22 protein-coding genes are annotated in these 23,555 nt (G+C 72.3%); 4 read left to right on the top strand and 18 right to left on the bottom strand.

Annotation, left to right across the window (positions count from 1 at the left end; translation table 11 throughout):
- Window positions 1-14: 14 nt before the first annotated feature.
- From ACQPY0_RS44650 to ACQPY0_RS44630, 5 genes are read right to left on the bottom strand one after another with little or no spacing between them, the layout of a single operon-like run.
- Entirely contained in the window at window positions 15-881 is an 867-nt protein-coding gene (locus ACQPY0_RS44650) for an ABC transporter permease (protein WP_432975106.1), read from the bottom strand.
- On the bottom strand, window positions 874-1,794 hold the full coding sequence (locus tag ACQPY0_RS44645) for an ABC transporter permease (RefSeq protein WP_432975103.1): 921 nt from the start codon (window positions 1,792-1,794) through the stop codon (window positions 874-876). Before ACQPY0_RS44645 ends, ACQPY0_RS44650 begins: the two co-directional genes overlap by 8 nt.
- Window positions 1,791-2,789, bottom strand: a complete 999-nt coding sequence (locus ACQPY0_RS44640) for an ABC transporter ATP-binding protein (protein WP_432975100.1) — start codon at window positions 2,787-2,789, stop codon at window positions 1,791-1,793. The genes ACQPY0_RS44645 and ACQPY0_RS44640 overlap by 4 nt, the downstream gene beginning before the upstream one ends.
- Window positions 2,776-3,783, bottom strand: coding sequence for an ABC transporter ATP-binding protein (locus ACQPY0_RS44635; protein ID WP_432975097.1), 1,008 nt, complete (start codon window positions 3,781-3,783; stop codon window positions 2,776-2,778). The genes ACQPY0_RS44640 and ACQPY0_RS44635 overlap by 14 nt, the downstream gene beginning before the upstream one ends.
- Entirely contained in the window at window positions 3,783-5,417 is a 1,635-nt protein-coding gene (locus ACQPY0_RS44630) for an ABC transporter substrate-binding protein (RefSeq protein WP_432975094.1), read from the bottom strand. The genes ACQPY0_RS44635 and ACQPY0_RS44630 overlap by 1 nt, the downstream gene beginning before the upstream one ends.
- Before the next feature lie 342 nt (window positions 5,418-5,759).
- On the opposite strand from ACQPY0_RS44630, the gene ACQPY0_RS44625 reads away from it, so the two are divergent.
- Complete coding sequence (locus ACQPY0_RS44625) at window positions 5,760-6,716, top strand: LysR family transcriptional regulator (protein ID WP_432975091.1); 957 nt, start codon at window positions 5,760-5,762, stop codon at window positions 6,714-6,716.
- 29 nt (window positions 6,717-6,745) lie between these two features.
- Here ACQPY0_RS44625 and ACQPY0_RS44620 read toward each other — a convergent pair whose 3' ends face one another.
- From ACQPY0_RS44620 to ACQPY0_RS44590, 7 genes are all read right to left on the bottom strand, one after another.
- Window positions 6,746-8,149, bottom strand: coding sequence for a ferredoxin reductase family protein (locus ACQPY0_RS44620; protein ID WP_432975088.1), 1,404 nt, complete (start codon window positions 8,147-8,149; stop codon window positions 6,746-6,748).
- Window positions 8,146-8,802 carry a RibD family protein gene (locus ACQPY0_RS44615; RefSeq protein WP_432995613.1) on the bottom strand — a complete coding sequence of 219 codons (657 nt, stop codon included), beginning with the start codon at window positions 8,800-8,802 and terminating at the stop codon, window positions 8,146-8,148. The genes ACQPY0_RS44620 and ACQPY0_RS44615 overlap by 4 nt, the downstream gene beginning before the upstream one ends.
- 223 nt (window positions 8,803-9,025) lie before the next feature.
- Window positions 9,026-9,658 carry a GTP cyclohydrolase II gene (locus tag ACQPY0_RS44610; protein WP_432975085.1) on the bottom strand — a complete coding sequence of 211 codons (633 nt, stop codon included), beginning with the start codon at window positions 9,656-9,658 and terminating at the stop codon, window positions 9,026-9,028.
- Between the two features lie 9 nt (window positions 9,659-9,667).
- A complete protein-coding gene (locus ACQPY0_RS44605; protein ID WP_432995612.1) occupies window positions 9,668-10,525 on the bottom strand; it encodes a lysylphosphatidylglycerol synthase transmembrane domain-containing protein in 858 nt (285 codons plus the stop codon).
- 200 nt (window positions 10,526-10,725) lie between these two features.
- On the bottom strand, window positions 10,726-11,832 hold the full coding sequence (locus tag ACQPY0_RS44600; RefSeq protein WP_432975082.1) for a glycosyltransferase family 4 protein: 1,107 nt from the start codon (window positions 11,830-11,832) through the stop codon (window positions 10,726-10,728).
- Complete coding sequence (locus ACQPY0_RS44595) at window positions 11,829-12,227, bottom strand: 6-pyruvoyl trahydropterin synthase family protein (RefSeq protein WP_432975079.1); 399 nt, start codon at window positions 12,225-12,227, stop codon at window positions 11,829-11,831. The genes ACQPY0_RS44600 and ACQPY0_RS44595 overlap by 4 nt, the downstream gene beginning before the upstream one ends.
- 14 nt (window positions 12,228-12,241) lie before the next feature.
- Window positions 12,242-13,249 (bottom strand): zinc-dependent alcohol dehydrogenase, encoded by a 1,008-nt coding sequence (locus tag ACQPY0_RS44590; RefSeq protein WP_432995610.1) that lies wholly within the window; start codon window positions 13,247-13,249, stop codon window positions 12,242-12,244.
- Window positions 13,250-13,340: 91 nt separating this feature from the next.
- On the opposite strand from ACQPY0_RS44590, the gene ACQPY0_RS44585 reads away from it, so the two are divergent.
- From ACQPY0_RS44585 to ACQPY0_RS44575, 3 genes are all read left to right on the top strand, one after another.
- On the top strand, window positions 13,341-14,051 hold the full coding sequence (locus ACQPY0_RS44585; RefSeq protein ID WP_432975076.1) for a CDP-alcohol phosphatidyltransferase family protein: 711 nt from the start codon (window positions 13,341-13,343) through the stop codon (window positions 14,049-14,051).
- 20 nt (window positions 14,052-14,071) lie between these two features.
- Window positions 14,072-15,763 (top strand): sulfatase-like hydrolase/transferase, encoded by a 1,692-nt coding sequence (locus ACQPY0_RS44580; protein WP_432975073.1) that lies wholly within the window; start codon window positions 14,072-14,074, stop codon window positions 15,761-15,763.
- Between the two features lie 128 nt (window positions 15,764-15,891).
- Entirely contained in the window at window positions 15,892-17,148 is a 1,257-nt protein-coding gene (locus tag ACQPY0_RS44575; RefSeq protein WP_432975070.1) for a glycoside hydrolase family 3 N-terminal domain-containing protein, read from the top strand.
- A gap of 37 nt (window positions 17,149-17,185) precedes the next feature.
- On the opposite strand, the gene ACQPY0_RS44570 is transcribed toward ACQPY0_RS44575, so the two are convergent.
- The 6 genes from ACQPY0_RS44570 to ACQPY0_RS44545 all read right to left on the bottom strand — a co-directional run bounded on the left by ACQPY0_RS44570 (window position 17,186) and on the right by ACQPY0_RS44545 (window position 23,278).
- On the bottom strand, window positions 17,186-19,312 hold the full coding sequence (locus tag ACQPY0_RS44570; RefSeq protein ID WP_432995609.1) for an ATP-dependent Clp protease ATP-binding subunit: 2,127 nt from the start codon (window positions 19,310-19,312) through the stop codon (window positions 17,186-17,188).
- A 2-nt stretch (window positions 19,313-19,314) separates the two neighbouring features.
- On the bottom strand, window positions 19,315-19,599 hold the full coding sequence (locus tag ACQPY0_RS44565; protein WP_432975067.1) for a chaperone modulator CbpM: 285 nt from the start codon (window positions 19,597-19,599) through the stop codon (window positions 19,315-19,317).
- Complete coding sequence (locus ACQPY0_RS44560; RefSeq protein WP_432975064.1) at window positions 19,596-20,411, bottom strand: DnaJ C-terminal domain-containing protein; 816 nt, start codon at window positions 20,409-20,411, stop codon at window positions 19,596-19,598. Before ACQPY0_RS44560 ends, ACQPY0_RS44565 begins: the two co-directional genes overlap by 4 nt.
- Window positions 20,401-20,856, bottom strand: a complete 456-nt coding sequence (locus tag ACQPY0_RS44555; RefSeq protein WP_432975061.1) for a nucleotide exchange factor GrpE — start codon at window positions 20,854-20,856, stop codon at window positions 20,401-20,403. The genes ACQPY0_RS44560 and ACQPY0_RS44555 overlap by 11 nt, the downstream gene beginning before the upstream one ends.
- A gap of 65 nt (window positions 20,857-20,921) precedes the next feature.
- Window positions 20,922-22,781, bottom strand: coding sequence for a molecular chaperone DnaK (dnaK, locus tag ACQPY0_RS44550; protein WP_432975058.1), 1,860 nt, complete (start codon window positions 22,779-22,781; stop codon window positions 20,922-20,924).
- 113 nt (window positions 22,782-22,894) lie between these two features.
- Window positions 22,895-23,278 (bottom strand): YccF domain-containing protein, encoded by a 384-nt coding sequence (locus tag ACQPY0_RS44545; RefSeq protein ID WP_432975055.1) that lies wholly within the window; start codon window positions 23,276-23,278, stop codon window positions 22,895-22,897.
- Window positions 23,279-23,555 lie beyond the last annotated feature (277 nt).

The following is a 23,555-nucleotide window of genomic DNA, read 5'->3' as shown; positions in this document are numbered from 1 at the left end:
ATTTGACTGCGGTCTTACGAGGTGGGTCTGAGTCTCGGGTCGCTCCGGTCGCGCAGCCGGTCCCCGAGCAGCGTCAGCTGGGCGATGACGAAAACGATGACCAGCGACGGCGCGACCGCCAGCCACCACTGATCGATGAGGTAGTCGCGGCCCTTGCTCGCCAGCAGTCCGAGGGACACGTTCGGCGGCTGCAGGCCCAGACCGAGAAACGACAGCCCGGACTCCAGGAGGATGAAGCTGTTGAGCTGCAGCGTCGCGTTCACGATGAGCAGCGACGAGATGTTGGGCAGCACGTGCTCCACGAGGATCCGGCCGCGGGAGGCGCCCATTGATCGGCTCGCGACGATGAATGTGAGCTCCCGCAGGCGAAGGATCTCACCGCGAACGATCCGGGCGAACCCCGCCCACCCGGTCAGGCCGATGATGAGGATCAGCGACTGGGGCGTGGATCCGAAGAATGCCGCGCACGCGGTCGCGATGACGATGGAGGGTACCGCCAGCCGGACGTCGACGAGGAACGCCAGCAGCGCGTCGGCGATCCCGCCCCACAGGCCCGCGACGATGCCGATGAGGGTGCCGATGACGGTGGCGATCAGCATGCCGGCCACCGAGATGCCCAGCGAGTTGCGGGTGGCGTAGATGAGCTGCACCAGGTAGTCGTGGCCCAACGGATCGGTGCCGAGCGGGTGTGCCCAGCTGCCGCCGGGTTCGAAGACGGGTGGCTTGAGGCGGTTCAGCAGGTCCGTCGCGCCGAGGTCGACCCGGGCGATCATCGGGAAGACGGCCGCGCACAGGGCGATGAGCGCCAGGAGGACCGTCGAGATGACGGCAGGCAGCCGGCGCAGCACCGACCGGCGGCCCGGGGCGTTCGCGTCAAGCATGGATGCGGATCCTGGGGTCGAGGAGGGCGTAGCTGAGGTCGACGAGCAGCGACGCGAACACGACGGTGCCGGCGACGACGAGCACGCCGAACTGGATGACGGGCAGGTCTCTGCTCTGCGCGGCGGCGACGATCAGCGAGCCCACCCCGGGCCAGCCGAAGACGGTCTCGACGACCACCGCGCCGCCGATCAGCGTGCCCAGTTGCAGGCCGAGAACGGTCACGACGGGGATCAGCGAGTTGCGCATCGCGTGCTTCAGGACCACCCTGACCTCGCCGATTCCCTTGGCCCGGGCCGTTTCGAGGTAGTCCTGGCCCAGCACGTCGACCATGGCGCCGCGGGTCCATCGGGCCACACCCGTCGTGGCGCCGGCCGCGAGGGTCACGACCGGCAGGATGTAGTGCTGGGGCGAGGAGTAGCCGCCGCTGGGCAACACGTGCAGCGTCAGGCTGAACACCAGCACGAGCAGGATGCCCAGGGCGAAGTCGGGGATCGCCTCGCCGCCTACGGCCGAGGTCATGCTCAGCCGGTCGATGACGGTGCCACGCTTCGTCGCCGCGAGTGTGCCCAGGGCAATCCCGGCGACGACGGCGACGAGCAGCGCGAGCCCACCCAGCGCGACCGTGTACGGCGCCCGCTGCAGGAACAGGTCCGAGACCGGGCGATGGTACGCGTAGCTGGTGCCCATCCGGCCATGGCTGAGGCCGACCAGGTAGTCCCAGTACTGCTGCCAGATCGGACGGTCCAGCCCGAGCGAGGCGCGCAGCGCGGCCCGGTCCCGTGCGCTCGCGTCGTCGGGCAGCAGCCACTGCGTCGGGTCGCCCGACAGGTGTGACAGGAAGAATACGATCGTCAGAACGACCCAGATCGTCATGATCGCGCGCAGAACCCGGGCGAGCAGGTACGCCTTCATGCCGCGTCCCCGATGGACGCCGGATCGCCGTTGTCGAGGTGGCACGCGACGTGATGCCCGGTGCGGCGCGGCTGCAGCGGGGGGATCTCCCGGCGGCACACCGGCATCACCACCGGGCACCGGGTCTGGAACCCGCATCCGGGCGGCGGATCGGCCGGGCTCGGGACCTCACCGGCGATCGGCGCGGGGGCGCTACGGTCGTGCCGGCGCAAGCGCGGCGCGGCGGCCAGCAGCCCACGGGTGTACGGGTGTTCGGGCCGCTCGAACAGGTTCGACCGGCTGCCGATCTCGACCACGCGGCCCAGGTACATGACGGCGACGCGGTCGCTGACGTGGCGGACCACGCCCATGTCGTGCGAGACGAACACCGTGGTCAGGCCGAACTCGGCCTTCAGGTCGAGGAGCAGGTTCAGGATCTGTGCCTGCACCGACACGTCGAGCGCGGAGACCGGCTCGTCGCAGACGAGCAGCTGGGGACGCAGGATCATCGCGCGGGCGATGGTGATGCGCTGCCGCTCGCCCCCGCTGAACTGGTGGGGATACCTGTCCAGGGCCGTCACGTCAAGACCGACGTGGCTGAGCACCTCGGCCGCGGCCTCCGACCGCTGCCGACCGGTGAGCCGCGTATGGATGCGTAGGGGCTCCTCGACGCTACGCCGGACCGTCATCCGCGGATCGAGCGACGAGTAGGGATCCTGGAACACCATCTGCGCGTGCCGCCGATACTCCTTGAGGGTTCTGCCACGCAGGAGTTGGGCGCGGTAGCGGACCGTGCCCCCCGTCGGGGTGATCAGACCCATCAGCAGGCCGGCGAGGGTGGACTTGCCGCAGCCCGACTCCCCGACGACGCCAAGGGTCTCGCCGGCGTCGATGGACAGCGTGACCCCGTCCACGGCCCTGATGCCGACGCCCCGGCGCCCCAGCCGCCGGCCGGAGAGGTAGACCTTGCTCGCGCCGGCGAGTTCGACCAGCGGGACACTGTCAGGCGCCGGCATGCTCCGCCTCCCGGGCAGCGCCGGACAGCCAGCAGCGGACCCGCCGCCCGTCGGGCTCGGTCAGCAGCGGCGGCTCCGCGGTACGACAGCGCTGCACGACATGTTCGCACCGGGCGGCGAACCGGCAGGCCGGCACGGGCCCGGCCGAGGTGGGGGTGGTCAGCCGGCGGACCGCTCCGGGGATCGTGTAGAGCCGTTCCTGCACGGAGTCGACGCTCGCGACCGACCGCAGAAGTCCCTGCGTATAGGGGTGGCGCGGCGTGTCGAACAGGTCGTCGGTGGGTCCCTCTTCCATGACGACCCCGCCGTACATGACCAGCGTCCGCGTGCACACCTGCGCGATGACGCCGAGGTTGTGGCTGATGACCAGCACGCCCATGCCGGTCTCCCGGCCGATCTGCGTCAGCAGGGCCAGGATCTGGGCCTGGATGGTCACGTCCAGGGCGGTGGTCGGTTCGTCGGCGATCAGCAGCCGGGGCCCGCAGGCCAACGCGATCGCGATCGCCACCCGCTGCTGCAGGCCGCCGGAGAGCTCGTGCGGGAATTGGCCGCGGCGCAGGTCAGGGTCGGGCACCCCGACCTGCGCGAGCAGTTCTGTCGTGCGTCGCCTGATCTGCGGCCGGGTCAGCTCCGTGTGGGCGCGCAGCGACTCCGCGATCTGGTTCCCGATCGTGAACACCGGGTTGAGCGCCGACTGCGCGTTCTGGAACACCACGCCGATCCGGCCGCCGCGCACCCGGTCGAGCTGCCTGCGCGACAGCCGCAACAGATCGACGCCTTCGAAGCGGACCGATCCGGCGACGATCCTTGCCCGCCGGCCGTCGACCAGCCGCAGCATCGATCGGCCGAGCGTGCTCTTGCCCGAACCCGACTCGCCGACCACGCCCACGTTCTCGCCCGCACCGATGGTCAGGTCCACGCCGTCGACCGCCCGCGTCACCGCGTGCTTCGTGACGTAGTGCGTCCGCAGGTCGCGCACCTCGAGCAGCGCCATCAGCTCACCGAGAAGTTGGCCGCGGTGAAGTCCATCATCTGCGATGCGTAGGGCCACCAGTTGAGCCCGTCGCGTACCGCGGTCGTCTCGAACGGGTAGTACAGCGGGATCCCCGGCACGACGGTGTCCCACGTCTGCATCAGCTTCTTGGCCAGCGACTTGCGCTGCGAGTCGTCCATGGTCCGCGCCATCTCCTCACCGGTCGCGGTGAAGTCGGGGTCGCCGCCCTTCCACCACGTGTTGCCAGCGGCCGGGCTCCACAGCAGCCACAGCCCGCCCAGCGGGTCGGGGAAGCGCATCGAGTTCGACCAGGTGCCGATGCTGTTCCTGGTCTGGGTCTGGACGTTGGTGACGCGGCACTTGACGCCGATCTTCTGCCACATGCTGACCACGGCCTGGGCGGCGACGTCGGCGTTGGTGTAGTACCCCGGTGTCAGCTCGTAGACGAGTTCTTCGCCCTGGTACGACGACGCCTGCACCAGCGACTTCGCCTTCTCCAGGTCGTAGGGGTACAGCGGGTAGTCGTCAACGTACAGCTTGCCGTACTGCGGGAACTGGTGGCCCCGCAGCACCTTCGCCTGGCCGCCCCACAGCGTGTCGACCAGCAGCTGCCGGTCGATGGCCAGGCTCAGGGCCTGTCGCAGCTTCGGGTCGGACAGCCCGGGCGCCGACGGGTTGACCGTCAACAGGTGCATGTTCTCCAGTACGACGTTCTTGGCACTGAAGCCGGGGCGGTTGGACACCGCGGAGAGCTGGTCGGGCGGAATCTGGGTGGCGATGTCGACCTCGCCGTTGAACAGCGCCGTCATCCGGGGAGCGACCTCCGGGTAGAGGACGTACTCGATCCTGTCGGCGACGGGGCGCGGCCCCCAGTAGTCCTCGAACCGCGTCAGCACGACGCGCTGCGCGGTGAACTCCTGCACCTTGTACGGCCCCGTCCCCACCGGCTTGAGGCCGAACTGGTTCGTGCCGACCTTCTCGTAGTAGGCCTTCGGGATGATCCAGGAACCCCAGGCCGACGACAGCCGCTCCTCGAGGATGGGATCCGGGGCGTTCCCGGTCACCCTGACCTTGCCGGGATCGACGACGTCGACCGTCTTGATGTTGGCCATCAGCGACGCGGTCAGTTGCATGCCGGGGATGTTCTGCTTCATGCGGTCGAAGCTGAACTTGACGTCCTCGGCCGTCAGCGGGCTGCCGTCGTGGAACTTGGCCGCCGGGTTCAGCGTCAGTTCGAGGGTCCGATCGTCGACCCTGGTGTAGCTGCTGGCCAGCATCGGCTTCAGCGCGTAGTTCTCGCGCTGGTCGGCCAGGACCAGCATCTCGAAGGCGTTGCAGTGGATCCGGATGCTCGCGTTGCCCGGCGACAGGCTGGGATCCATGGTGGTGGGCAGGCTGGCCACGCCGATTTTCAGCACGGGCAAGTTCTTGCCGTTCTTGGGCACGGGCGGCAGGACTCCGCTCGGCCCCGCGCTCGCCGCGGCGCTCGGCGACGAGGCGTCGCCGCCGCAGGCCGCCAAGGCCGGCCCCAGAGCCGCCGCGCCGGCCCCCAGGGCAGCCCATCGGAGAATCCGCCGCCGACTGATCAGGTCGGCGCTGTCGGTTCGAGGAGTATCCACTGTCGTCGGCTCCATCCAGCAAACGTCGTGAGGTAGTTGACCCGGCGAGTCGGCCGCCGGCCGGCATCAGGCGCGCTTTCGGGCGCGGCTTGAGTCTGTCCGAGGCCGGCCTTCGGCCATACCGACGCGTTTGTGATGCGGGTATAACGCAGCCGAATGCGCGACAAACACGTATAGCCGGGGCTGTTGACGCGCGGGTCGTGGAACGGAGACGGTTGTGTCGCCTCGCGCTGAACGCCCGGTGGCGTGTGCCGAGGCTGTGGATCGGTCACCTCACCGTGTGCCGATCTCCACGCGAGCGAAGGCGAGGGTTAACGCCGGCTTGCGGGGCCCGTCAATCACGCCTGATAGGCGTTGATGATGGCCATATCCATCCAGATGCTGGAGATGTTCTGCGCGGCCGTCCGCAGCCAGTCCTTCTCCGCGGTGGCGAAGGATCGTTTCGTCTCCCAGCCGCATGTGTCCACGCAGATCCGACGCCTGGAGCAGCACTGCGGCTTTCCACTGTTCGTTCGCTCGCAACCCCGCATCCACCTGACCGAGGCCGGTGAGGTGCTGTACGGATACGCTCAGCAGGTGCTGCACGCGCTCGCCGAGCTGGAGGAGGCGGGCCGGCAGTTCCGCACGGCCGAGCATGGCGTGGTGCGGGTGGGCGCGGTCGACAGCGCCGGCAACTTCGTCCTGCCCGAGGTCATCTCGAAGTTCAACCGCCGATACCCGCAGGTCGTCGTCGAGGTCCGCATCGGCAACACCACGGAGCTGGCCGGCTGGATCGAGGCGGGCGACATCGAGATCGCGGTCGGTCCGCGGCCGCGGAACATTCCCGGACTCGCGTCGGACCTGCTCTACCGCGAGTTCCTCATCGTCGTGCGCCCCGCCGGAATGGAAGTTCCGGAGCCTGTACCTGTCGAGACCCTCGCTCGCCTGCCGAAGGTCATCCGCGAGGAGGGTTCTTTCTCGCTGTCCGTGATGCGGAACCTGGTAGGCGGCTTACCAGGCGGGTCGCAGTACGTTGCGCAGTTGCGGGGCAGCACGGCGGTGAACGAGGCGGTCGCGGCCGGTCTCGGTGTCGCCCTCGTCCCGGCGACCACGGCGCGGCCGTGGCTGGCGGCCGGAGCGGTTCGGGCCTGCACCCTGGCCGGAGATCGCGCACTGTTCAACGATTTCTTCCTCAGCTGGCGATCGAACGGGCTGGCGCCGTTGGCGAGGGCGTTCACCAGCTATCTTCAGACGGTCAAGGAAGAACTCAAGCAGCGTGCGGGTGACCGGGACCTCGGCCGCCACGCCACGTCCACCGCGTACACCGCGGCGTGAGTGCGTACCGCGCGGCCGTACCGCGCCATCTAATCGGCCATCGCGAAGATCTCCGCGTGCTGCTGGATGCGCGGCACGCCCAGCTTGCGCAGGGATGCCAGGACCGCGTTCGTCATGGCGGTCGGGCCGCAGACGTACACGTCGCGCCGGCGGATGTCGGGGACCAGTTTCTCCAGGTGCTCCGCGCTCAGCGGGGGCGGCGTCGTGTCCCGGGTGCGCCCCACGACCAGCAGCAGCTTGGCCTGCTTGGTGTGGGCCAGGTCCCGCAGTTCGCCCAGCAGCGCCGCCTCGGACTCGGAGCGGACGCGGTACAGCACCACGAGCGAGCCGTCGAGATCCTCCATGAGCGACCGGATCGGCGTGATGCCGACGCCGCCGGCGATCAGCAGCGTCGCCGACTTGGTTCGGTGCTGCCCGGTGAACGCGCCGTAGGGGCCCTCGGCGAACACGCGGGTGCCGACGCGCAGGTCGCGCAGGCGTGCGGTGCCGGCGCCGACGGCCTTGGCGGTGAGCCGCAGGCCGCGTCCGTCCGGCGCCTTCGACAGCGAGAACGGGTTGACCTGCCACCAGCGGCCCGGGGTGAGGAAGCGCCACAGGAAGAACTGCCCGGCGTGTGCCGGCATCTTGTCGAGGGCGCGGCCGGTGACGTACACGGAGACCACGTCGTCGGACTCGGGGACGACGGCCGAGACGCGCAGGTTGTGGCGGAGGTTGCGGTACAGCGGCAGCAGCATCCGGCCGAGGACGAACAGCCCGATCGCGACCGTCCACAGCAGCCACCAGTACACCTTGGCCCAGGTGGCCGGCTGCGAGATCGGGTTCTCCACGGTCTGGTGCACGATCGCGAACCCGACGACCGCGTAGGTGCCGATGTGTACCGCGTGCCAGAGCTCGTACGGCATCCGGCGGCGCATCGCCCGGGTCGAGGCGAGCACGACGAGCAGCAGCAGCGTGCCGGAGATGATGCCGGCGAGCGTGCCCAGCGAGCCGAGCCACTTCTCCGCGAGCGTGCCGAAGGGCCAGTGGTTGATCCGGGCGTACGCCCACGACGCGAGCGTGGCGTGCACGATGATCGTCCACGCCAGGGCGATGCCGACCCAGCGGTGCCAGGCGGTGAGCTGGCCCATGCCGAGCCGCCGGTCCAGCCACGGCACGCGGGCCACGAGCACCAGCTGCAGCGCCAGCAGTACCGCGGCGTGCAGGCCGAGGAACCGCCCGACCGACAGCATCGTGTTCGGCGCGTCGGTGGCGGTGAAGAACAGCACCTCGACCACGGCGGCGTTGGCGAGCGCCACGGCGAGCAGCGCGACCGTCGCGCGCTGCGGCCCGGTGCCGCCCCGCGGCCGCCGGTGGCGCTGGACCCGCTCCGAGATGGCGGGCCTGGGATCGGGGATCCGGACCGGGGCCGCGGCGGGGCTCGTCGACGGGGTCACGACGCGCCGAACCGATCGGAGAGGGCGTAGCGCAGCAGCACCACGTCGTCCATCTGTCGTACCTCCACCATCGTCGCGCGGTGCCCGGAGTGCCAGGGAAAACGGCCGTCGCCCACGAAGCGCGGCGCGCGCCCGTCGCCGACGAAGAACGGAGCGATGACCAGCTGGAGCTCGTCGACGAGCCCGGCGGTGAGGAACATCGTGTGGATGGTGCTGCCGCCCTCGACCAGCAGCCGGCGCACCCCGCGAGCGGCGAGGTCCTGCAGGGCGAGGCCCAGGTCGACAGGCTCGCCGCCGTCGACGACCTCGGCGCGCCCGCCGAGCCGGGCGCGGTGGTGGCAGGCGGTCTTCGTCGCGCAGTACACGATCTTCTCGGTGTCACCGTCGGTGAAGAACCGTGACTGCGGGTCGACGTCGCCGTGGCCGACGATGGCGACCTTGACCGGCAGCGGCGGCAGCCCGTTCTCGGCCCGCCGCTCGCGCCGCTCCGGGGCGCGCACCATGAGCCGCGGGTTGTCGCGGCGGATGGTGTTGGCGCCGACCAGAATCGCGTCGCACGCCGCGCGCGTCGCGTCGACGCGGTCGAGGTCCTCGCTGTTGGAGAGCACGAGGCGCTCGTCGGTGGCGTCGTCGAGGTAGCCGTCCAGTGACATGGCGCAGCTCAGCAGGACGTAGGGCCGCTCACGGGGGGTCGTGACATCGGTCTGCACGGCCGTATTGTCGCGCTGCGCGGTCACCGCGTCGCTGTTCGTCGCCGCTCGGTCACCCCCCGTTCCCGCGCTGTTGCGCACCTCCGTGGCGGGTCTCGTGCCCGCGGCGAACGGGTTGTTGCTGATCGTGGTCAGGGCGTCACGCAGCGGCGGCGCCATCGTCGACTCACCGGGCCGCGGCACGGCTCGCCTTTGCCGCCAGGTAGCCCGCGTTGGCCGGGCTCAGGAACACGCCGGTCGGCACCACGCTGGCCACGGTCACGCCGAGCCGGTCGAGCTGGTCGGCCTTGTCGGGGTTGTTGGTCAGCAGCGCGATCCGCGACGCGCCGAGGGCGTCGAGCATCTGCGCCGCCGCGGAGTAGTCGCGCGCGTCCTCCGCGTGACCGAGCGCGACGTTGGCCTCGAAGGTGTCCAGGCCGGTGTCCTGCAGCGCGTACGCGTCCAGTTTGGAGTACAGCCCGATGCCCCGCCCCTCCTGCCTGAGGTACAGCAGGAATCCGCCCGCCTCCGAGATCCGCTCGATGGCCTCGCGCAGCTGCGGCCCGCAGTCGCACCGCTCGCTGCCGAAGATGTCGCCGGTCAGGCACTCGCTGTGCAGGCGCACCAGGGGTGCGGCGCCGCCGCCGGCGCTGCGGCGCAGCGACTGCGCCCAGTCACCGAGGCCGAACGCGACGTGCTCACGCCCGTCGACCAGGCCGTTGAACGAGAACAGGCGGGCGGTGGCGCAGTACCCGTCGAGGAGCCGCAGCGGCACGGTCACCTGCGTGCGCATCGTCGCCCCGGGCAATGTTTCGAACATCCCTCTCCTTCAGCTGGCCACGGCGCGTCGGCGGAACAGCAGCACCGCGACGCCGGGAAGGCTCGACACCAACACGAGTACCCCGTAGACCGTCGCGGTCGCGACACCCTGCGCGGCGGTCAGGCCCGCGGCGCCGAACGCCCACGCCGCGACGCCCTCCCGCGGCCCGAACCCGCCGATGTTCGCCGGCACCCCCATCGCGAGCAGCGCCAGCAACGTGAGCGGCAGCAACTGGCTCGCCGGGGCGGTCAGGCCAGCGGTCCGCGCGGCGACCAGGAACGTGAGCAGGTGACCACCGACCGCAACGGCGGAGCAGAACACGACACCGGGCCAGATCCGCCGGGCCAGCAGCACCTCACGCACGTCGGCGCGGGCCGTGCGCACGAACCGGCGCCACACCCGCGGCCCGCGCCGCCCGGCGACCAGTGCCAGCAGCGCCACGACCAGGGCGAACCCGGCCGCGACGGCGGCGATGCGCGGCACGTAGGCTCGCACCGGCGACGGCAGCGCCCACAGCAGCGCGACGGCGAGCACGCACTGCACCAGCTGCCCGGCCGCCCGCTCCCAGACGACCGCCCGGATGCCGCGCCCGACGTCACCGTCCTCGCGCCCGTGCCCGACCGCCCGGTCGACGTCACCCAGCACGCCGCCCGGCAGCGTGGAGTTGATGAGCACCGCGCGGTACAACTCGGCGACCGCGGTGCGCAGCGGCAGCCGCATCCCGAGCCCGCGCGCCACGAGCCGCCACCGCCAGGCGCACGCGACGATCGTCGCCGCGCCGACCCCGACCGCGGCGGCGACCGCCCACAGGTCGATCATCCGCAGCCCGGCGAGGAACGGCCCGCTGCCGAGGCGCCACACCAGCATGGCGAGCACCGCCAGCCCGCCGACCGTCCGGATGAGACCCCAGTGCGAGCGCCGCCGCTGTACCGCCGGTTGCGACCCCTCGCCGCCGGTGCCCGGCACCGGCTCGGCCGGCGCCCGGTGGCGCACCGGCGCTTCGGTGCTCGGCATGGCGACTCCTTCGAACGATCTCTCCTGTCATACGCCCCCTGGCCCGATCAGGTTCAGTTCCGCGCCAGGCCCGCTCCGCAGTGTCCGGAACCCGCCGCCCGATCCGGCAGGCCGCGCAGCGTGTCGGAGATCGTACGGGCGGTGACGTCCCAGCCCGTGAGCGTGCCCCGCCGCTCGAGTGCCGCCACGCGAAGCCGATGCCGTAGCGCCCCGTCGCCGAGCCAGTCGCGGAGGGCCCCGGCGAGCGCGCCGGCGTCGCCCGGCGGCACCAGCAGCCCCGGGCCGCGGCCGACGGCCTCGGGCAGGCCCTTCGCGGTCGTGCCCAGGACCGGGATGCCGCGGGCGAGGGCCTCGGCGGCGACCATGCCGTAGGTCTCGCCGAGCGACGGATGCACCAGCAGGTCCGCCCCGGCGTAGAGATCGTCGAGCTCCGTCCTGGTCTTCGGCCCGGCCAGGCGCAGGCGGTCGCCGAGCGCGAGGGCGTCGACGCGGGCGGTGAGCGCCGCGACGAACGCGGGGTCGCGCTCCAGCGAACCGGCGCACACGCACGTCCAGGCCAGGTCCGCGACCCGGGCCAGGGCCTCGACCAGCACGTCGTGGCCCTTGTGCCGGCCGACCACGGCCACGCAGAGCAGCGCCGGGGCGCCGGAGCGCGCGCCGTCCGAGCCGGCGGCGACCGGCGCCGGGTCAGCACCCGGAGTGGCCACGTGGATACGGCCGACCGGCAGGTCGTACAGCTCCAGGAGCCGCCGCCGCGTCCAGTCGCTGGTCGTGACGATCGCCTCGGCGGCGTGCAGCGAGCGGTGCTCGGCCGGGCGCGCCGCCGGGTCCGTGTCACCGAAGGGCATGTGCACCAGCACCACGAGCCGCAGCCGGGCCGCGTGGGCCGCCAGCACGCCCGGTGAGCAGGAGGCGACCAGCCCGTCCACGAGCGTGAGGGCGCCGGCCGGCAGCCCGCTCAGCAGCGCGCCGAGCGCCGCGAGATCGGCGCCGTGCGGGCCCGGCCACGCACCGTGCGCGGCGAGCTCGCGGACCGCCCAGCCGAGGGTGGTCAGGCCGGTACAGACCTCGCGGTCGTACCGGTTGCCGCCGCTGGGCGCCGCGGCGTCGTCGATGTCGTTCGGCAGGACCGCGAACAGCTCACCCGGCGGGCCGGTCACAGAGGGCGCTCGTAGGTGGCCCGGGCGACGTGGGACTCGCGCAGGGTCACCGACAGCCGCTCCAGGCCCGCCGCGCCCGGGCCCAGGGCGCCCGAGCCGACGCGGGCGGCCAGGCGATCGGCGACCACGGCGGCGAGCATCTCCGTGGACGTGTTCACGCCCGAGAAGTCCGGCTCGTCGTCCAGGTTGCGGTAGTTCAGCGCGGCCAGCACGTCCTTGAGCTCCTGCGACGCCAGGCCGATGTCGACCACCAGGTTGTCGGCGTCGAGCTCGCGGCGGAAGAACGTCACGTCGACCACGTACGTCGCGCCGTGCAGGCGCTGGGCGGGGCCGAAGACCTCGCCGCGGAAGCTGTGGGCGATCATCATGTGGTCACGGACGGTGAGGCTGTACACGCGGTGCGCTCCTGTCAGTCGTTGTCGTAGGTGATCACGTGGCACAGGGCCGGCCGGGTGCCGTCGGCCAGGTCGCGCAGGACGGCCGGCAGTTGCGCGAACGGGGACGAGCCGGTGATGAGCGCGTCGAAGGCCGGGTCACGCAGCAGGCGCAGGGCCAGGGCCATCCGGTCGGCGTAGGTGCGGGTCGCGCGGCGGGCCGGCGACACGGTGCCGACCTGGCTGCTGCGGATCGTGAGCCGGCCGGAGTGGAACGCGCCGCCGAGCGCGACGGTGACGGGGCGGTCGCCGTACCAGCTCAGCTCCAGTACCGTCCCCTCCGGCGCGAGCAGGTCGAGGGAGCGCTGCAGGCCACCCTCCGTGGCGCTCGCGTGCACGATCAGGTCGCGCCCGGCCGAGGCGGAGAGCGGGCTCGTGTACGTCACGCCGAGTGCCTCCGCGATCGCCGCGCGCGACGGGTCGGTGTCGATCAGCTCGACCTCGGCGCCGGGGATGCGGCCCAGCAGGGCGGCGACGCTGCAGCCGACCATGCCGGCCCCGACGACGCTGACCCGGTCGCCGATCAGCGGGGCCGCATCCCACAGGGCGTTGACCGCGGTCTCGACGGTGCCGGCCAGCACGGCGCGGCGCGGCGGGACGCCGTCAGGCAGCGGCACGACGGCGTCCCGCGGCACCACGTACGCGCTCTGGTGCGGGAACAGGCAGAACACCGCGCGGCCGAGCAGGTCGTCCGGCCCGGCCTCGACGACGCCGACGTTGAGGTAGCCGTACTTGACCGGGTACGGAAAGTCGCCCTCCTGGAACGGGGCGCGCATGACCTCGCGCTGGCCGGCGGGGACCCGGCCGGACAGGACGAGGGTCTCGGTGCCGCGGCTCACACCCGAGTACAACGTCCGGACCAGCACCTCGTCCTCACCCGGCGTGGGCAGCGCGGCCGGGCGGATCTCCCCGCCGTCCGCGGTCGTCCAGAACGCGTGCGCCTCGCGCAATGGTTGCTCCTTTACTCTCAGTGGCGACCGGATGCTCTCGGTGGCGGTCGAACCGGCGCGGCACCGCGCGCGTATGCACTGTCGGGTCCATGGTCGAAAGCACAGCCACCGATACGGAGCGACGATGCCGCGGGTTCGAACCGGTCCACTCACCGGACTGATCTTCCACTGCGCCGTGCTGGGCGTCCTTTCCGGGACCGTCGGGCTCGGTACGGCGGGCTGGCTGATCGGCCTCGCCAGCGGGATCGTCACATACCTGGCGCTCGGATACGCGCTGCAACGCTCCGGCGCCGAGGTGTTCGGGGCCGCCAACTGGGTGACGATGACCCGGGCCGGGCTCGCCGGCGGGGTCGCGGCCCTCACCGCCGACTCGTTCACCCGGCCCGTGTCGATCCCGACACTGTGCGTGCTCGCCGCGGTCGCGCTCGCGCTGGACGCCCTCGACGGTCACCTGGCCCGCCGTACCGGCACCGTCACGGCCGTGGGCGCGAAGTTCGACATGGAGACCGACGCCTGGCTGATCCTCGTGCTCAGCGCGTACGTCGCCGAGGTCGTCGGGCCGTGGGTGCTGGTCATCGGGGCGATGCGCTACGTGATCGGGGTCGCGACCTGGCTGGTGCCGTGGCTGCGCGGGCCGATCCCGCCCAGCTACTGGCGCAAGGTGGTCGCGGCGATGCAGGGCGTGACGCTCGCGGTCGCGGCGTCGGGCCTGCTGCCCGCGGCGGTGACGACGACCGTCGTGGCGATCTCGCTGCTGTTCCTCGTGGAGTCGTTCGGCTCCGAGGTGCTGTGGCGGTGGCGGCAGCAGTCGCTCACGGTGGCGGTGTCGTCCTGATGTCCGTATCGTCGCGGTCCGTGAGCGCCGCCGCGGATCAACCCGCCGTGCTGGAGCCTGAGCCGGCGGTGACCCCGCCTGCTGCGAAGCGGACTGGCGCCGGGGCGCTCGTCCGGCGCGTGGCGGTGTGGGTCGGGACGGTGCTCGGCGCGGCCGTCGTGCTGTTCACGCTCATGGCGCCCGACCGGCTCACGCAGTTCAGCGCCGGGGCGTTCCTACGGATCCCGATCGAGGGGCTGCTGCTGGTGGCGCTCTTCCTCGCCGTGCGGGGACGGGCGCGGTCGCTGGTGCTCGGCGGGGCCGGAGTCGGGCTCGGCCTGCTGATCGTCATCCGGCTGTTCAACCTCGGCTTCTACACCGCGCTGTCCCGGCCGTTCGACCCGGTGCTGGACTGGGTGCTGCTGCGCCCGGCGTTCGAGCTGGTCGAGTCGTCGCTGGGGAAGGCCGCGGCGCTCGGCGCCACGATCGTGCTCGGGATCGTCGTGCTCAGCGTCCCCGTCGTCATGACGCTGGCGCTGCGGCGGCTGGGCCGGCTCGCGGTGCGCCACGAGCAGGCCACCGCACGGGGAACCGCGGTGCTGGCCGGGGTCTGGGCGCTGTGCGCGGTGCTCAACGTGCAGATCGCCGACGGGGTGCCGGTCGCCTCCGACGGGGCCGTCGGGGCCATCGGGGTGCAGGTCGGGCTCGTCCGGCGCGACATCGACGACGGGGCGAAGTTCGGGCGGCAGTCGCAAATCGACGCGTTCCGCGACGTGCCGGGATCGCAGCTGCTCACCTCGCTGCGGGGCAAGGACGTGCTGCTGACGTTCGTGGAGAGCTACGGGCGGGACGCGGTGTCCAACCCGCAGTACGCGCCGCAGGTCAACGCCACCCTCGACGAGGGGACCCGGCGGCTGGCGGCGGCCGGGTTCTCGGCGCGCTCGGCGTTTCTGACCTCGCCGATCACCGGCGGCGGGAGCTGGATGGCGCACGAGACCCTGCTCTCAGGGCTGTGGGTCGACAACAACCAGCGCAGCGCGACGCTGCTGGCCGGGGACCGGTTCACGATGAACGCCGCGTTCCGGCGGGCCGGGTGGCGCGTCGCCGGGATCATGCCGGCCAACGACCGGGACTGGCCGGAGGGGAAGTTCTTCCAGTACCACGAGCTGTACGACTCGCGGAACATGGGCTACAAGGGGCCGAAGTTCAGCTACGTGCCGGTGCCGGACCAGTTCACGCTCGCCGCGTTCCAGCGGCTGGAGCGCGCGCCCGGTCACCAGCCGGTGTTCGCCGAGATCCCGCTCGTGTCCAGCCACGCGCCGTGGACGCCGATCCCGCAGATGCTCGGGTGGGACGAGATCGGCGACGGGACGGTGTACAGCACGATGAGCACCGCCGGCGACCCGCCGGACGTCGCCTGGCGCACGTCGGAGAAGATCCGCACCGCGTACCGCAACTCCATCGTGTACTCCCTGAGCAGCCTGATCTCGTACGTCGAGACCTACGGCGACGACAACCTCGTCGTCGTGTTCCTCGGTGACCACCAGCCGTCACCGGTGATCGTCGGCGACACCGCGAGCCACGACGTGCCCATCACGATCGTCGCCCGCGACCCGAAGGTGCTCGACAAGATCTCCGGCTGGGGCTGGCAGGACGGGCTGCGTCCCGGCGACGGCGCGCCGGTCTGGCGCATGGACCAGTTCCGCGACAAGTTCCTCACCGCCTACCGGTAGGCCGACACCGGCGGGTCCGGCAGGAGTCTCTGCCGGAACCGCCGAGGGGCGGGGCTGGGCCGCCTTGCGTATCCTCGATCGCGGCGCGCTGGACCACCGGCGCCGGAAATCGCGGGATGGAGCAACGGATGCCGAGAGGAACGCGCCGGACGTCCGAGCGCGGGAGGATCGGGCCGTTCCCCGTATGGGGGGTCATCGTCGCGGCCGTCGTGCTGGTCGCCGGCGGGATCGCCGTCGCGGTTGCCGGGACCGGCGATGACTCGGCACCGCAGAGCGCGGCCACGCCCGGCAGCGGGGCTCCCCGCGGCAGTGGCGCGGCGCCGCCGGCGTCCTCGGCCGCCGCCGACTGCGCCTCCTCGCTGGTGGCCAAGATGCCGCTGGAGGCGCAGGCCGCCCAGTTGCTGATGATCGGCACGCCGTTGAGTTCGCCCCTCGGGGCTGTGCAGAGCATCCAGAAGTACAAAATCGGGGGTGTCTTTCTCGCGGGGCGCTCCTCGGCCTCGGCCGCCTCGCTGCGCGAGCAGATCGCCCAGTTGCAGGACGCGGCCCGGCAGGGCGGCGGGCTGGCGCTGCAGATCGGCATCGACCAGGAGGGCGGGCAGGTCCAGACCCTCAAGGGCAACGACTTCCCGGCCATTCCGACCGCGGTGAGCCAGGGCAAGCTGGACAGCGCGACACTGAGCAGCCGCACCGGCGAGTGGGCCGGGCGGCTCAAGGGCATCGGCGTCACCATCGACCTGGCACCGGTGGCCGACGTGGTCCCGGCGGACGTGGGCAAGGCGAACCCGCCGATCGGGGGGTTCGAGCGGCAATACGGCTCGACGCCCGACCCGGTCGCGGAGGACGTGGCGACCGTCGTCACGGCGGTGCAGGGCGCGGGCGTGCTCACCACGATCAAGCACTTCCCGGGCCTCGGCCGCGTGCGCGTCAACACCGACACGTCGACCGGCGCGCGCGACGATCTGACCACTGTGGACGATCCGTCGCTCAAGCCCTTCCGCAGCGGCATCGCCGCCGGCTCCGCCGCGGTGATGATCTCCTCGGCGACGTACCCGAAGCTCGACCCCGACAACGTCGCCGCCTTCTCGGCACCGATCGTCACCGACCTGCTGCGCGGCAAGCTGGGCTTCGACGGGCTGGTCCTCTCCGACGACCTGGGGGCCGCCACAGCGGTCAGCTCGGTGCCGGTGGGCCAGCGGGCCGTGCGGTTCGTGAAGGCCGGCGGCGACATGCCGCTCAGCGTCCGGCTCTCCGACGCGGGACCGATGACCGACGCGCTGGTGGCCGCGGCGAAGGCCGACCCGGCGTTCGCGAAGCGCGTGACGGAGTCCGCGACCCGCGTGGTGCGCAGCAAGCTCAAGGCGGGCATCGCGTCCTGCGGCTGAGCGCCTGACAAGAACCTGGAAAGGCGACAGCCGGGCGTCACACCGCCGCTGCGGCCGGGGTGAAGGTGACCTCCAGGCCGTCGGGGACCAGGCCGACGTCGATTGTGGCGTCCTCCGTCACGGTGCTGGCCAGCAGCGCCCGGGCGATGCGGGTCTCCACCTCGCGCTGGATGAAGCGGCGCAGTGGTCGTGCGCCGAAGACGGGGTCGTAGCCGGACTCCGCGATGAAGGTGCGGGCGGCCGGCGTGACGTGCAGGGCGATGCGGCGCTCGGCCAGGCGGGTGCGCAGGTCGGACAGCATCAGCTCGACGATGCGCTCGATCTCGGGCTCGGACAGGGCGCGGAACGGGACGATGTCGTCGATGCGGTTGAGGAACTCCGGGCGAAAATACTCGCGCAGCGCCGCCAGGGCCGTCTCCGGGTCGGTGGCCGGCGAGGGGGAGCCCGCGTTGCTGGTCATGATGACCACGGTGTTGCGGAAGTCGACGGTGTGGCCCTGGGCGTCGGTCAGGCGGCCGTCGTCGAGCAGCTGCAGCAGGGTGTTGAAGACGTCCGGGTGGGCCTTCTCGATCTCGTCGAGCAGCAGGACCGCGTACGGCTTGCGCCGCACCGCCTCCGTCAGCTGCCCGCCCTCCTCGTACCCGACGTAGCCGGGCGGCGCGCCGACGAGGCGGGAGACCGTGTGCCGCTCCTGGTACTCGCTCATGTCCAGCCGCACGAGGCTGTCCTCGGTGTCGAACAGGGCGGCCGCGAGGGTCTTCGCGAGCTCGGTCTTGCCGACGCCGGTCGGGCCCAGGAAGAGGAACGAGCCGATCGGGCGGCGCGGGTCGGCGATGCCGGAGCGGGCGCGCAGGACCGCGTCGGCGACGACCTGCACGGCCTCGTCCTGGCCCACGACGCGCTCGTGCAGGATCTCGGGCAGGCGCAGGAGCTTGTCGCGCTCGGCCTCCATGAGCCGCGCGACGGGGATGCCGGTCCAGCGCGCGACGATGCCGGCGATCTCGTCGGGCGTGACGACCTCGCGCAGGAGGCGGTGGCCGGACTGTTTGGCGCCGAGGCGCTCCTCCGCGGCCGCGAACCGGCGCTCGAGCTCCGGCAGGCGGCCCAGGCGCAGGCGGGCGGCGTCGTCGAGGTCGTAGCGGCGCTCGGCGAGGTCGGCCTCCCGGCGCGCGGCCTCGATCTCGGAGCGGAGCTCCTGCACCCGGCGGATCGCCTGCCGCTCGGCGTTCCACTGGGCGCGCATCGCCTCGACCTCGCCGCGCCGGTCGGCGATCTCGCGTCGGATCTGGTCGAGGCGGGCGACGCTTCCCGGGTCGGTCTCGGGGGCGAGCGCCGCCTCCTCCATCTCCAGGCGCATCAGGCGCCGGGCCGCCTCGTCCAGCTGGGCCGGCTGCGAGTCGATCTCGGTACGCAGCATCGCGCACGCCTCGTCGACGAGGTCGATCGCCTTGTCCGGCAGGAAGCGGTCGGCGATGTACCGGTGCGACAGGCGCACGGCGGCGATGAGGGCGGTGTCGAGGATGCGCACGCCGTGGAACACCTCCAGCCGCTCCCGCAGCCCGCGCAGGATCGTCACCGCGTCCTCGGGTGTCGGCTCGGGCACCAGGATCGGCTGGACGCGCCGCTCGAACGCCGCGTCCTTCTCGATGTAGCGGCGGTACTCCGCGAGCGTCGTCGCCCCGATCATGCGCAGCTCGCCGCGGGCCAGCATCGGCTTGAGCAGGTTCCCGGCGTCCATCGCGCCCTCGGTGGCGCCGGCGCCGATGACGGTGTGCAGTTCGTCGACGAAGAGCAGGACCCGGCCCTCGGCGGCGGCGACCTCGTCGAGCACGGCCCGCAGCCGCTCCTCGAACTCGCCGCGGTACTTCGCGCCGGCGATGAGCGCGCCCATGTCGAGCGCGAAGATGACGTGGTCGCGCAGGCCCTCCGGGACGTCGCCGTCGACGATGCGCTGGGCCAGCCCCTCGACGATCGCGGTCTTGCCCACGCCCGGATCGCCGACCAGCACCGGGTTGTTCTTCGTCTTGCGCGACACGATCTGCACCACGCGCCGGATCTCCTCGTCGCGGCCGATGACGGGCTCGAGCCGCCCGGCGCGCGCGTCGGCGACGAGGTCGCGGCCGAAGCGCGACAGCGCCTCGAACTCCTCGGCGGGTCGGTTCATGTTCACGGCCGCCTCCTGAGCTGTGCTTCGAGTTCGTCGATGCGCGCGAGCAGGTCCAGGACCACGCCGACGGCGGCGTAGTTGAGCGGCAGCTCCGCGTGCAGGCGGCGGATGCGGGCCAGGCGGGCCAGCTGCGTGCCCGGGAAGACCGGCTCGCCGCCCGGGCCGATCACCGGTTCCAGCAGGCCCAGCGCCACGAAGCGGGTGACGAGCCGCGGATGTACGCCACCGGCGGACGCGAACGCCTCCAGGGACATGAGCGGTCGGCGGACCAGGGCGGGGGTCATGGGCTGCTCCGCGGGTCGTACGCCGACGTGCGCGCCAGCTCCTCGAAGAGGCGCCGCTCGCCGGGCGTGGGACTGGGCGGGACCACGATGCGGATCTCGGCGTAGAGGTCGCCGGGCTGGCCGCGCGGGTTGGGCAGGCCCTGGCCGCGCAGCCGCAGCCGGCGCCCGGACGAGGAGCCCGCGGGCACGTCGAGGCGCACCACGCCGGCGGGTGTGCGCAGCGGGACTGTCGCGCCGAGCGCCGCCTCCCAGGGCGCGACGGGCAGGCGCACGGTGATGTCGCGGCCGTCGACCCGGTACCGCGGGTCCGGCGCGAAGCGCACCACGAGGTACAGGTCGCCGCGCGGCCCGCCGGCCAGCCCGCGCGCGCCCTGGCCGGCGAGCCGGATGCGCTGCCCCTCGCGGACCCCGCGCGGGATGGTCACGCCGAACCGGCCGCCGGGGACCGTGACGGTGCGGTGCCCGCCGCGGTAGGCGTCCTCGAGCCCGATCGTGATCTCGGCCTCGGTGTCGGCGCCGCGGACCTTCCCGCCACCGAAGAGACCCCCGATCAGGTCCTCGATGTCGAAGCGCTCGGCGCCGCGGCGGCCCGGGCCGGTGCGCACGGCGCCCGCGCCGTCGTAGGCGCGGCGGGACTGCGGGTCGGACAGCACGTGGTACGCCTCGGCGATCTCCTTGAACCGGTCCTCGGCGCCCGGCTCCTTGTTGACGTCGGGGTGGCTGCGGCGGGCCAGCGTGCGGTACGCCCGCTGGATCTCCTCCGCCGTGGCGGTCCGCGGCACGCCGAGCACCTCGTAGTAGTCACGCGCCATGGCCGGCCGGCTCCTCGTCGGGGCGGATCGCCACCGCCACGGTGGCGGGGCGCAGCAGGCCGTCGGGGCCGCCGTAGCCGGGGCGAACCACGCGCAGGACCGTCCCCGGCTCGGCGACGAGGTCGGGCACGGCCTCGGCGGCCTCGTGCCGTTCGGGATCGAACGGCTCGCCCTCGGCGCCGACGGGGGAGAAGCCCAGCCGGGCCAGGGCCGCGCGGGCCTCCTCGCGGACGTGCTCGACGCCCTCGACGATCGCGGCCGGGTCGGCGCCGGCGTGGCGCAGCGCCAGGTCGAGATGGTCCAGCAGCGGCAGCCACGCGGCCGCGCACCGCACCCGCTCGGCCGCGGTGCGCTCGGCGACGAGCCGCTCGCAGCGCTTGCGGGCATTGTCGGCGTCGGCCTCGGCCCGCCGCCACCGCTCCTGCCAGTCGACGTCCTCGGTCATGCACCCCTCCTCGCTGCGCTCGCATCCGATGACCGGCAGCGCATCGCTGCGGACCGGTCACGGGCTCAGCCGTTGCGGAAGTCGGCGTCGACGACGTCCTCGTCGGACGGGCCGGCCGAGGACGGACCGCCCGGGGACGAAGCGGCCGCGGCGCCGGAGGACAGGGCGTAGGCGAGCTGGCGCAGATCCTGGGTCAGGCCCGGAATGCGGGTCTCGTCGGCCTCGGACGCCTGCTGCAGCAGCATCTCCGCGCGGGCGCGCTCGTGCTCGGGCACGCCGTCGCCGCGCTCGTCCAGCAGGCGCCGGACCTGGTACGCGGCCCCGTCGAGCTCGTTGCGCGCCTCGACCGCCCGCCGCGCGCGCTCGTCCTCGCCGCGGTGCTGCTCGGCCTCGTGCACCAGCCGCTCGACCTCGGACTGCTCCAGGGTGCCGCTCTCGGTGATGGTGATCTGCTGCTGGCGGCCGGTGTCCTGATCCTTCGCCGAGACGTTCAGGATGCCGTTGGCGTCGATGTCGTACGTCACCTCGATCTGCGGCGCCCCGCGCGGCGCCGGCCGGATGTTCTCCAGGCGCAGCCGGCCCAGGATCCGGTTGTCGGCCGCCCGTTCGCGCTCGCCCTGCAGGACCACCACCTCGACGCCGGGCTGGTTGTCCTCGGCGGTCGTGAACGTCTCGGTGCGCCGCGCCGGGATGGTCGTGTTGCGGTCGATGATCCGGGTCATGAGCCCGCCGAGCGTCTCCACACCGAGGGAGAGCGGGGTGACGTCGAGCAGCACGACGTCGCGCACGTCGCCCTTGAGCACCCCGGCCTGGATCGCGGCGCCGAGCGCGACGACCTCGTCCGGGTTGACGCTCATGTTCGGGTCCTTGCCGCCGGTCAGGCGCCGCACGAGCGCCTGCACGGCCGGCATGCGGGTCGCGCCGCCGACCAGGATCACCTCGTCGAGGTCCTGCTCGCCGACCTTCGCGTCGCTCATCGCCTGGCGCACCGGGGCGAGCGTGCGCTCCAGCAGGTCGTGCGTGAGGTCCTCGAACACGGCCCGGCTCACGGTCGCCGTCAGGTGCTTGGGTCCGTTGGCGTCGGCGGTGATGAAAGGCAGGTTCACCTGCGTCTGCGGTACCGTCGACAGCTCGATCTTGGCCCGCTCCGCGGCCTCGATGAGCCGCTGCAGCGCCTGTGGGTCCTGGCGCAGGTCGATGCCCTGGTCGCGACGGAACTGCTCGGCGAGGTGGTCGACCAGGCGGTGGTCGAAGTTGTCGCCGCCGAGGTGGGTGTCGCCGGCGGTCGCGCGCACCTCGACCACGCCGTCGCCGACGTCGAGGATGCTCACGTCGAAGGTGCCGCCGCCGAGGTCGAAGACCAGGACCGTCTCGTGGCCCTTCTTGTCCAGCCCGTAGGCGAGCGCGGCGGCGGTCGGCTCGTTGATGATCCGCAGCACCTCGAGCCCGGCGATGCGCCCGGCGTCCTTGGTGGCCTGGCGCTGGGCATCGTTGAAGTACGCAGGCACCGTGATGACGGCCTCGGTGACCTTCTCGCCGAGGTACTTCGCCGCGTCGTCGGCGAGCTTGCGCAGTACCAGTGCGGAGACCTCCTCCGGCGAGACCGTCCGGCCGCGCACGTCGAAGCGGACCGCGTCCTCGGGCCCGGGCACGACCTTGTAGGTGACGGTCTGCGCCTCCTCGGCGATCTCGTCGAAGCGCCGCCCGACGAACCGCTTCGCGGAGGTGATGGTGCCGTCGGGGTTGAGCGCCGCCTGGCGCCGCGCGAGGTGCCCGACGAGCCGGTCGCCGCCGGCCGTGTACGCGACGACCGACGGCGTGGTGCGGCTGCCCTCGGCGTTCGTGATCACGGTCGGCTGCCTGCCCTCGAACGCGGCGATCACCGAGTTGGTCGTCCCGAGGTCGATGCCTACTGCCCTGGCCATGGCGGGAAGTCCTTCCGGCGCGGAGACGCTTTGCCGGATCCAGCATTCCGCCGGTGTACGGCACGGGCGTCGCACCGCCGGGGTGAGCCCTGGCCGCGACCGGGGCCCGGGGCTCAGTCCAGGTCCACCACCTCGCGGCCCAGCGGCCAGAACGCGACCGGGACGAGCTTGAAGTGGGCGATGCCGAACGGGATGCCGATGATGCTCAGGCACAGGGCGATGCCGGCGCTGATGTGGGTCAGCGCGAGCCACCACCCGGCGACGATCACCCACAGCACGTTCGCCACGCCGGTGACGACGCCGGACCCGCCGTTCTTGGCGCGCACGGTCCGGCCGAACGGCCACAGCGAGTAGACGGCCAGGCGCCACGAGGCGATCGCGAACGGGATGGTCACGATCAGGACGAAGCAGATGACCGCGGCGAGGGCGTAGCCGAGGAACAGCACGAACCCGCCGCCGAAGACGACCCACAGCACATTGAGCACGAAGCGAACCACACCTCGATCATCCCCCACGGCCGCAACCGGCGCCGCGCCGCGGTGAGCACTCAGCGCCAGAACTCCGCCGGAAGGGCCGCGAACGCGAGGTCGAGGTCCCTTGTGGACGGTCCCGCGACCTCCCGGCCGACGAAACCGGTGGTGGTGGCGGGTGGGGGCCATACCTCTATTCGTGCTGGAAAGCAACCGTTGCCCCGGCCTGATCGAGCTTGCCTCACCTATTTCGATCGAATTTCGCGCCAGGCCCGGACAAATAGCAAGGTCAACGCATTGTCGC

This window comes from Dactylosporangium sp. CA-233914, assembly GCF_050942935.1.
Classification (GTDB): Bacteria; Actinomycetota; Actinomycetes; order Mycobacteriales; family Micromonosporaceae; genus Dactylosporangium.
This window is presented reverse-complemented; position numbering and strand designations above follow the sequence as displayed.

What these genes read in the sequence shown, in the direction of transcription:
- ACQPY0_RS44650 (WP_432975106.1), bottom strand. Translation starts at nt 881, where the DNA reads ATGCTTGACGCGAACGCCCCGGGCCGCCGGTCGGTGCTGCGCCGGCTG.
- ACQPY0_RS44575 (WP_432975070.1), top strand. Translation starts at nt 15,892, where the DNA reads ATGCCGAGAGGAACGCGCCGGACGTCCGAGCGCGGGAGGATCGGGCCG.
- ACQPY0_RS44625 (WP_432975091.1), top strand. Translation starts at nt 5,760, where the DNA reads ATGATGGCCATATCCATCCAGATGCTGGAGATGTTCTGCGCGGCCGTC.
- ACQPY0_RS44605 (WP_432995612.1), bottom strand. Translation starts at nt 10,525, where the DNA reads ATGCTGGTGTGGCGCCTCGGCAGCGGGCCGTTCCTCGCCGGGCTGCGG.
- ACQPY0_RS44565 (WP_432975067.1), bottom strand. Translation starts at nt 19,599, where the DNA reads ATGACCCCCGCCCTGGTCCGCCGACCGCTCATGTCCCTGGAGGCGTTC.
- ACQPY0_RS44585 (WP_432975076.1), top strand. Translation starts at nt 13,341, where the DNA reads ATGCCGCGGGTTCGAACCGGTCCACTCACCGGACTGATCTTCCACTGC.
- ACQPY0_RS44555 (WP_432975061.1), bottom strand. Translation starts at nt 20,856, where the DNA reads ATGACCGAGGACGTCGACTGGCAGGAGCGGTGGCGGCGGGCCGAGGCC.
- ACQPY0_RS44615 (WP_432995613.1), bottom strand. Translation starts at nt 8,802, where the DNA reads ATGTCACTGGACGGCTACCTCGACGACGCCACCGACGAGCGCCTCGTG.
- ACQPY0_RS44630 (WP_432975094.1), bottom strand. Translation starts at nt 5,417, where the DNA reads ATGGAGCCGACGACAGTGGATACTCCTCGAACCGACAGCGCCGACCTG.
- ACQPY0_RS44560 (WP_432975064.1), bottom strand. Translation starts at nt 20,411, where the DNA reads ATGGCGCGTGACTACTACGAGGTGCTCGGCGTGCCGCGGACCGCCACG.
- ACQPY0_RS44610 (WP_432975085.1), bottom strand. Translation starts at nt 9,658, where the DNA reads ATGTTCGAAACATTGCCCGGGGCGACGATGCGCACGCAGGTGACCGTG.
- ACQPY0_RS44645 (WP_432975103.1), bottom strand. Translation starts at nt 1,794, where the DNA reads ATGAAGGCGTACCTGCTCGCCCGGGTTCTGCGCGCGATCATGACGATC.
- dnaK (WP_432975058.1), bottom strand. Translation starts at nt 22,781, where the DNA reads ATGGCCAGGGCAGTAGGCATCGACCTCGGGACGACCAACTCGGTGATC.
- ACQPY0_RS44570 (WP_432995609.1), bottom strand. Translation starts at nt 19,312, where the DNA reads ATGAACCGACCCGCCGAGGAGTTCGAGGCGCTGTCGCGCTTCGGCCGC.
- ACQPY0_RS44635 (WP_432975097.1), bottom strand. Translation starts at nt 3,783, where the DNA reads ATGGCGCTGCTCGAGGTGCGCGACCTGCGGACGCACTACGTCACGAAG.
- ACQPY0_RS44640 (WP_432975100.1), bottom strand. Translation starts at nt 2,789, where the DNA reads ATGCCGGCGCCTGACAGTGTCCCGCTGGTCGAACTCGCCGGCGCGAGC.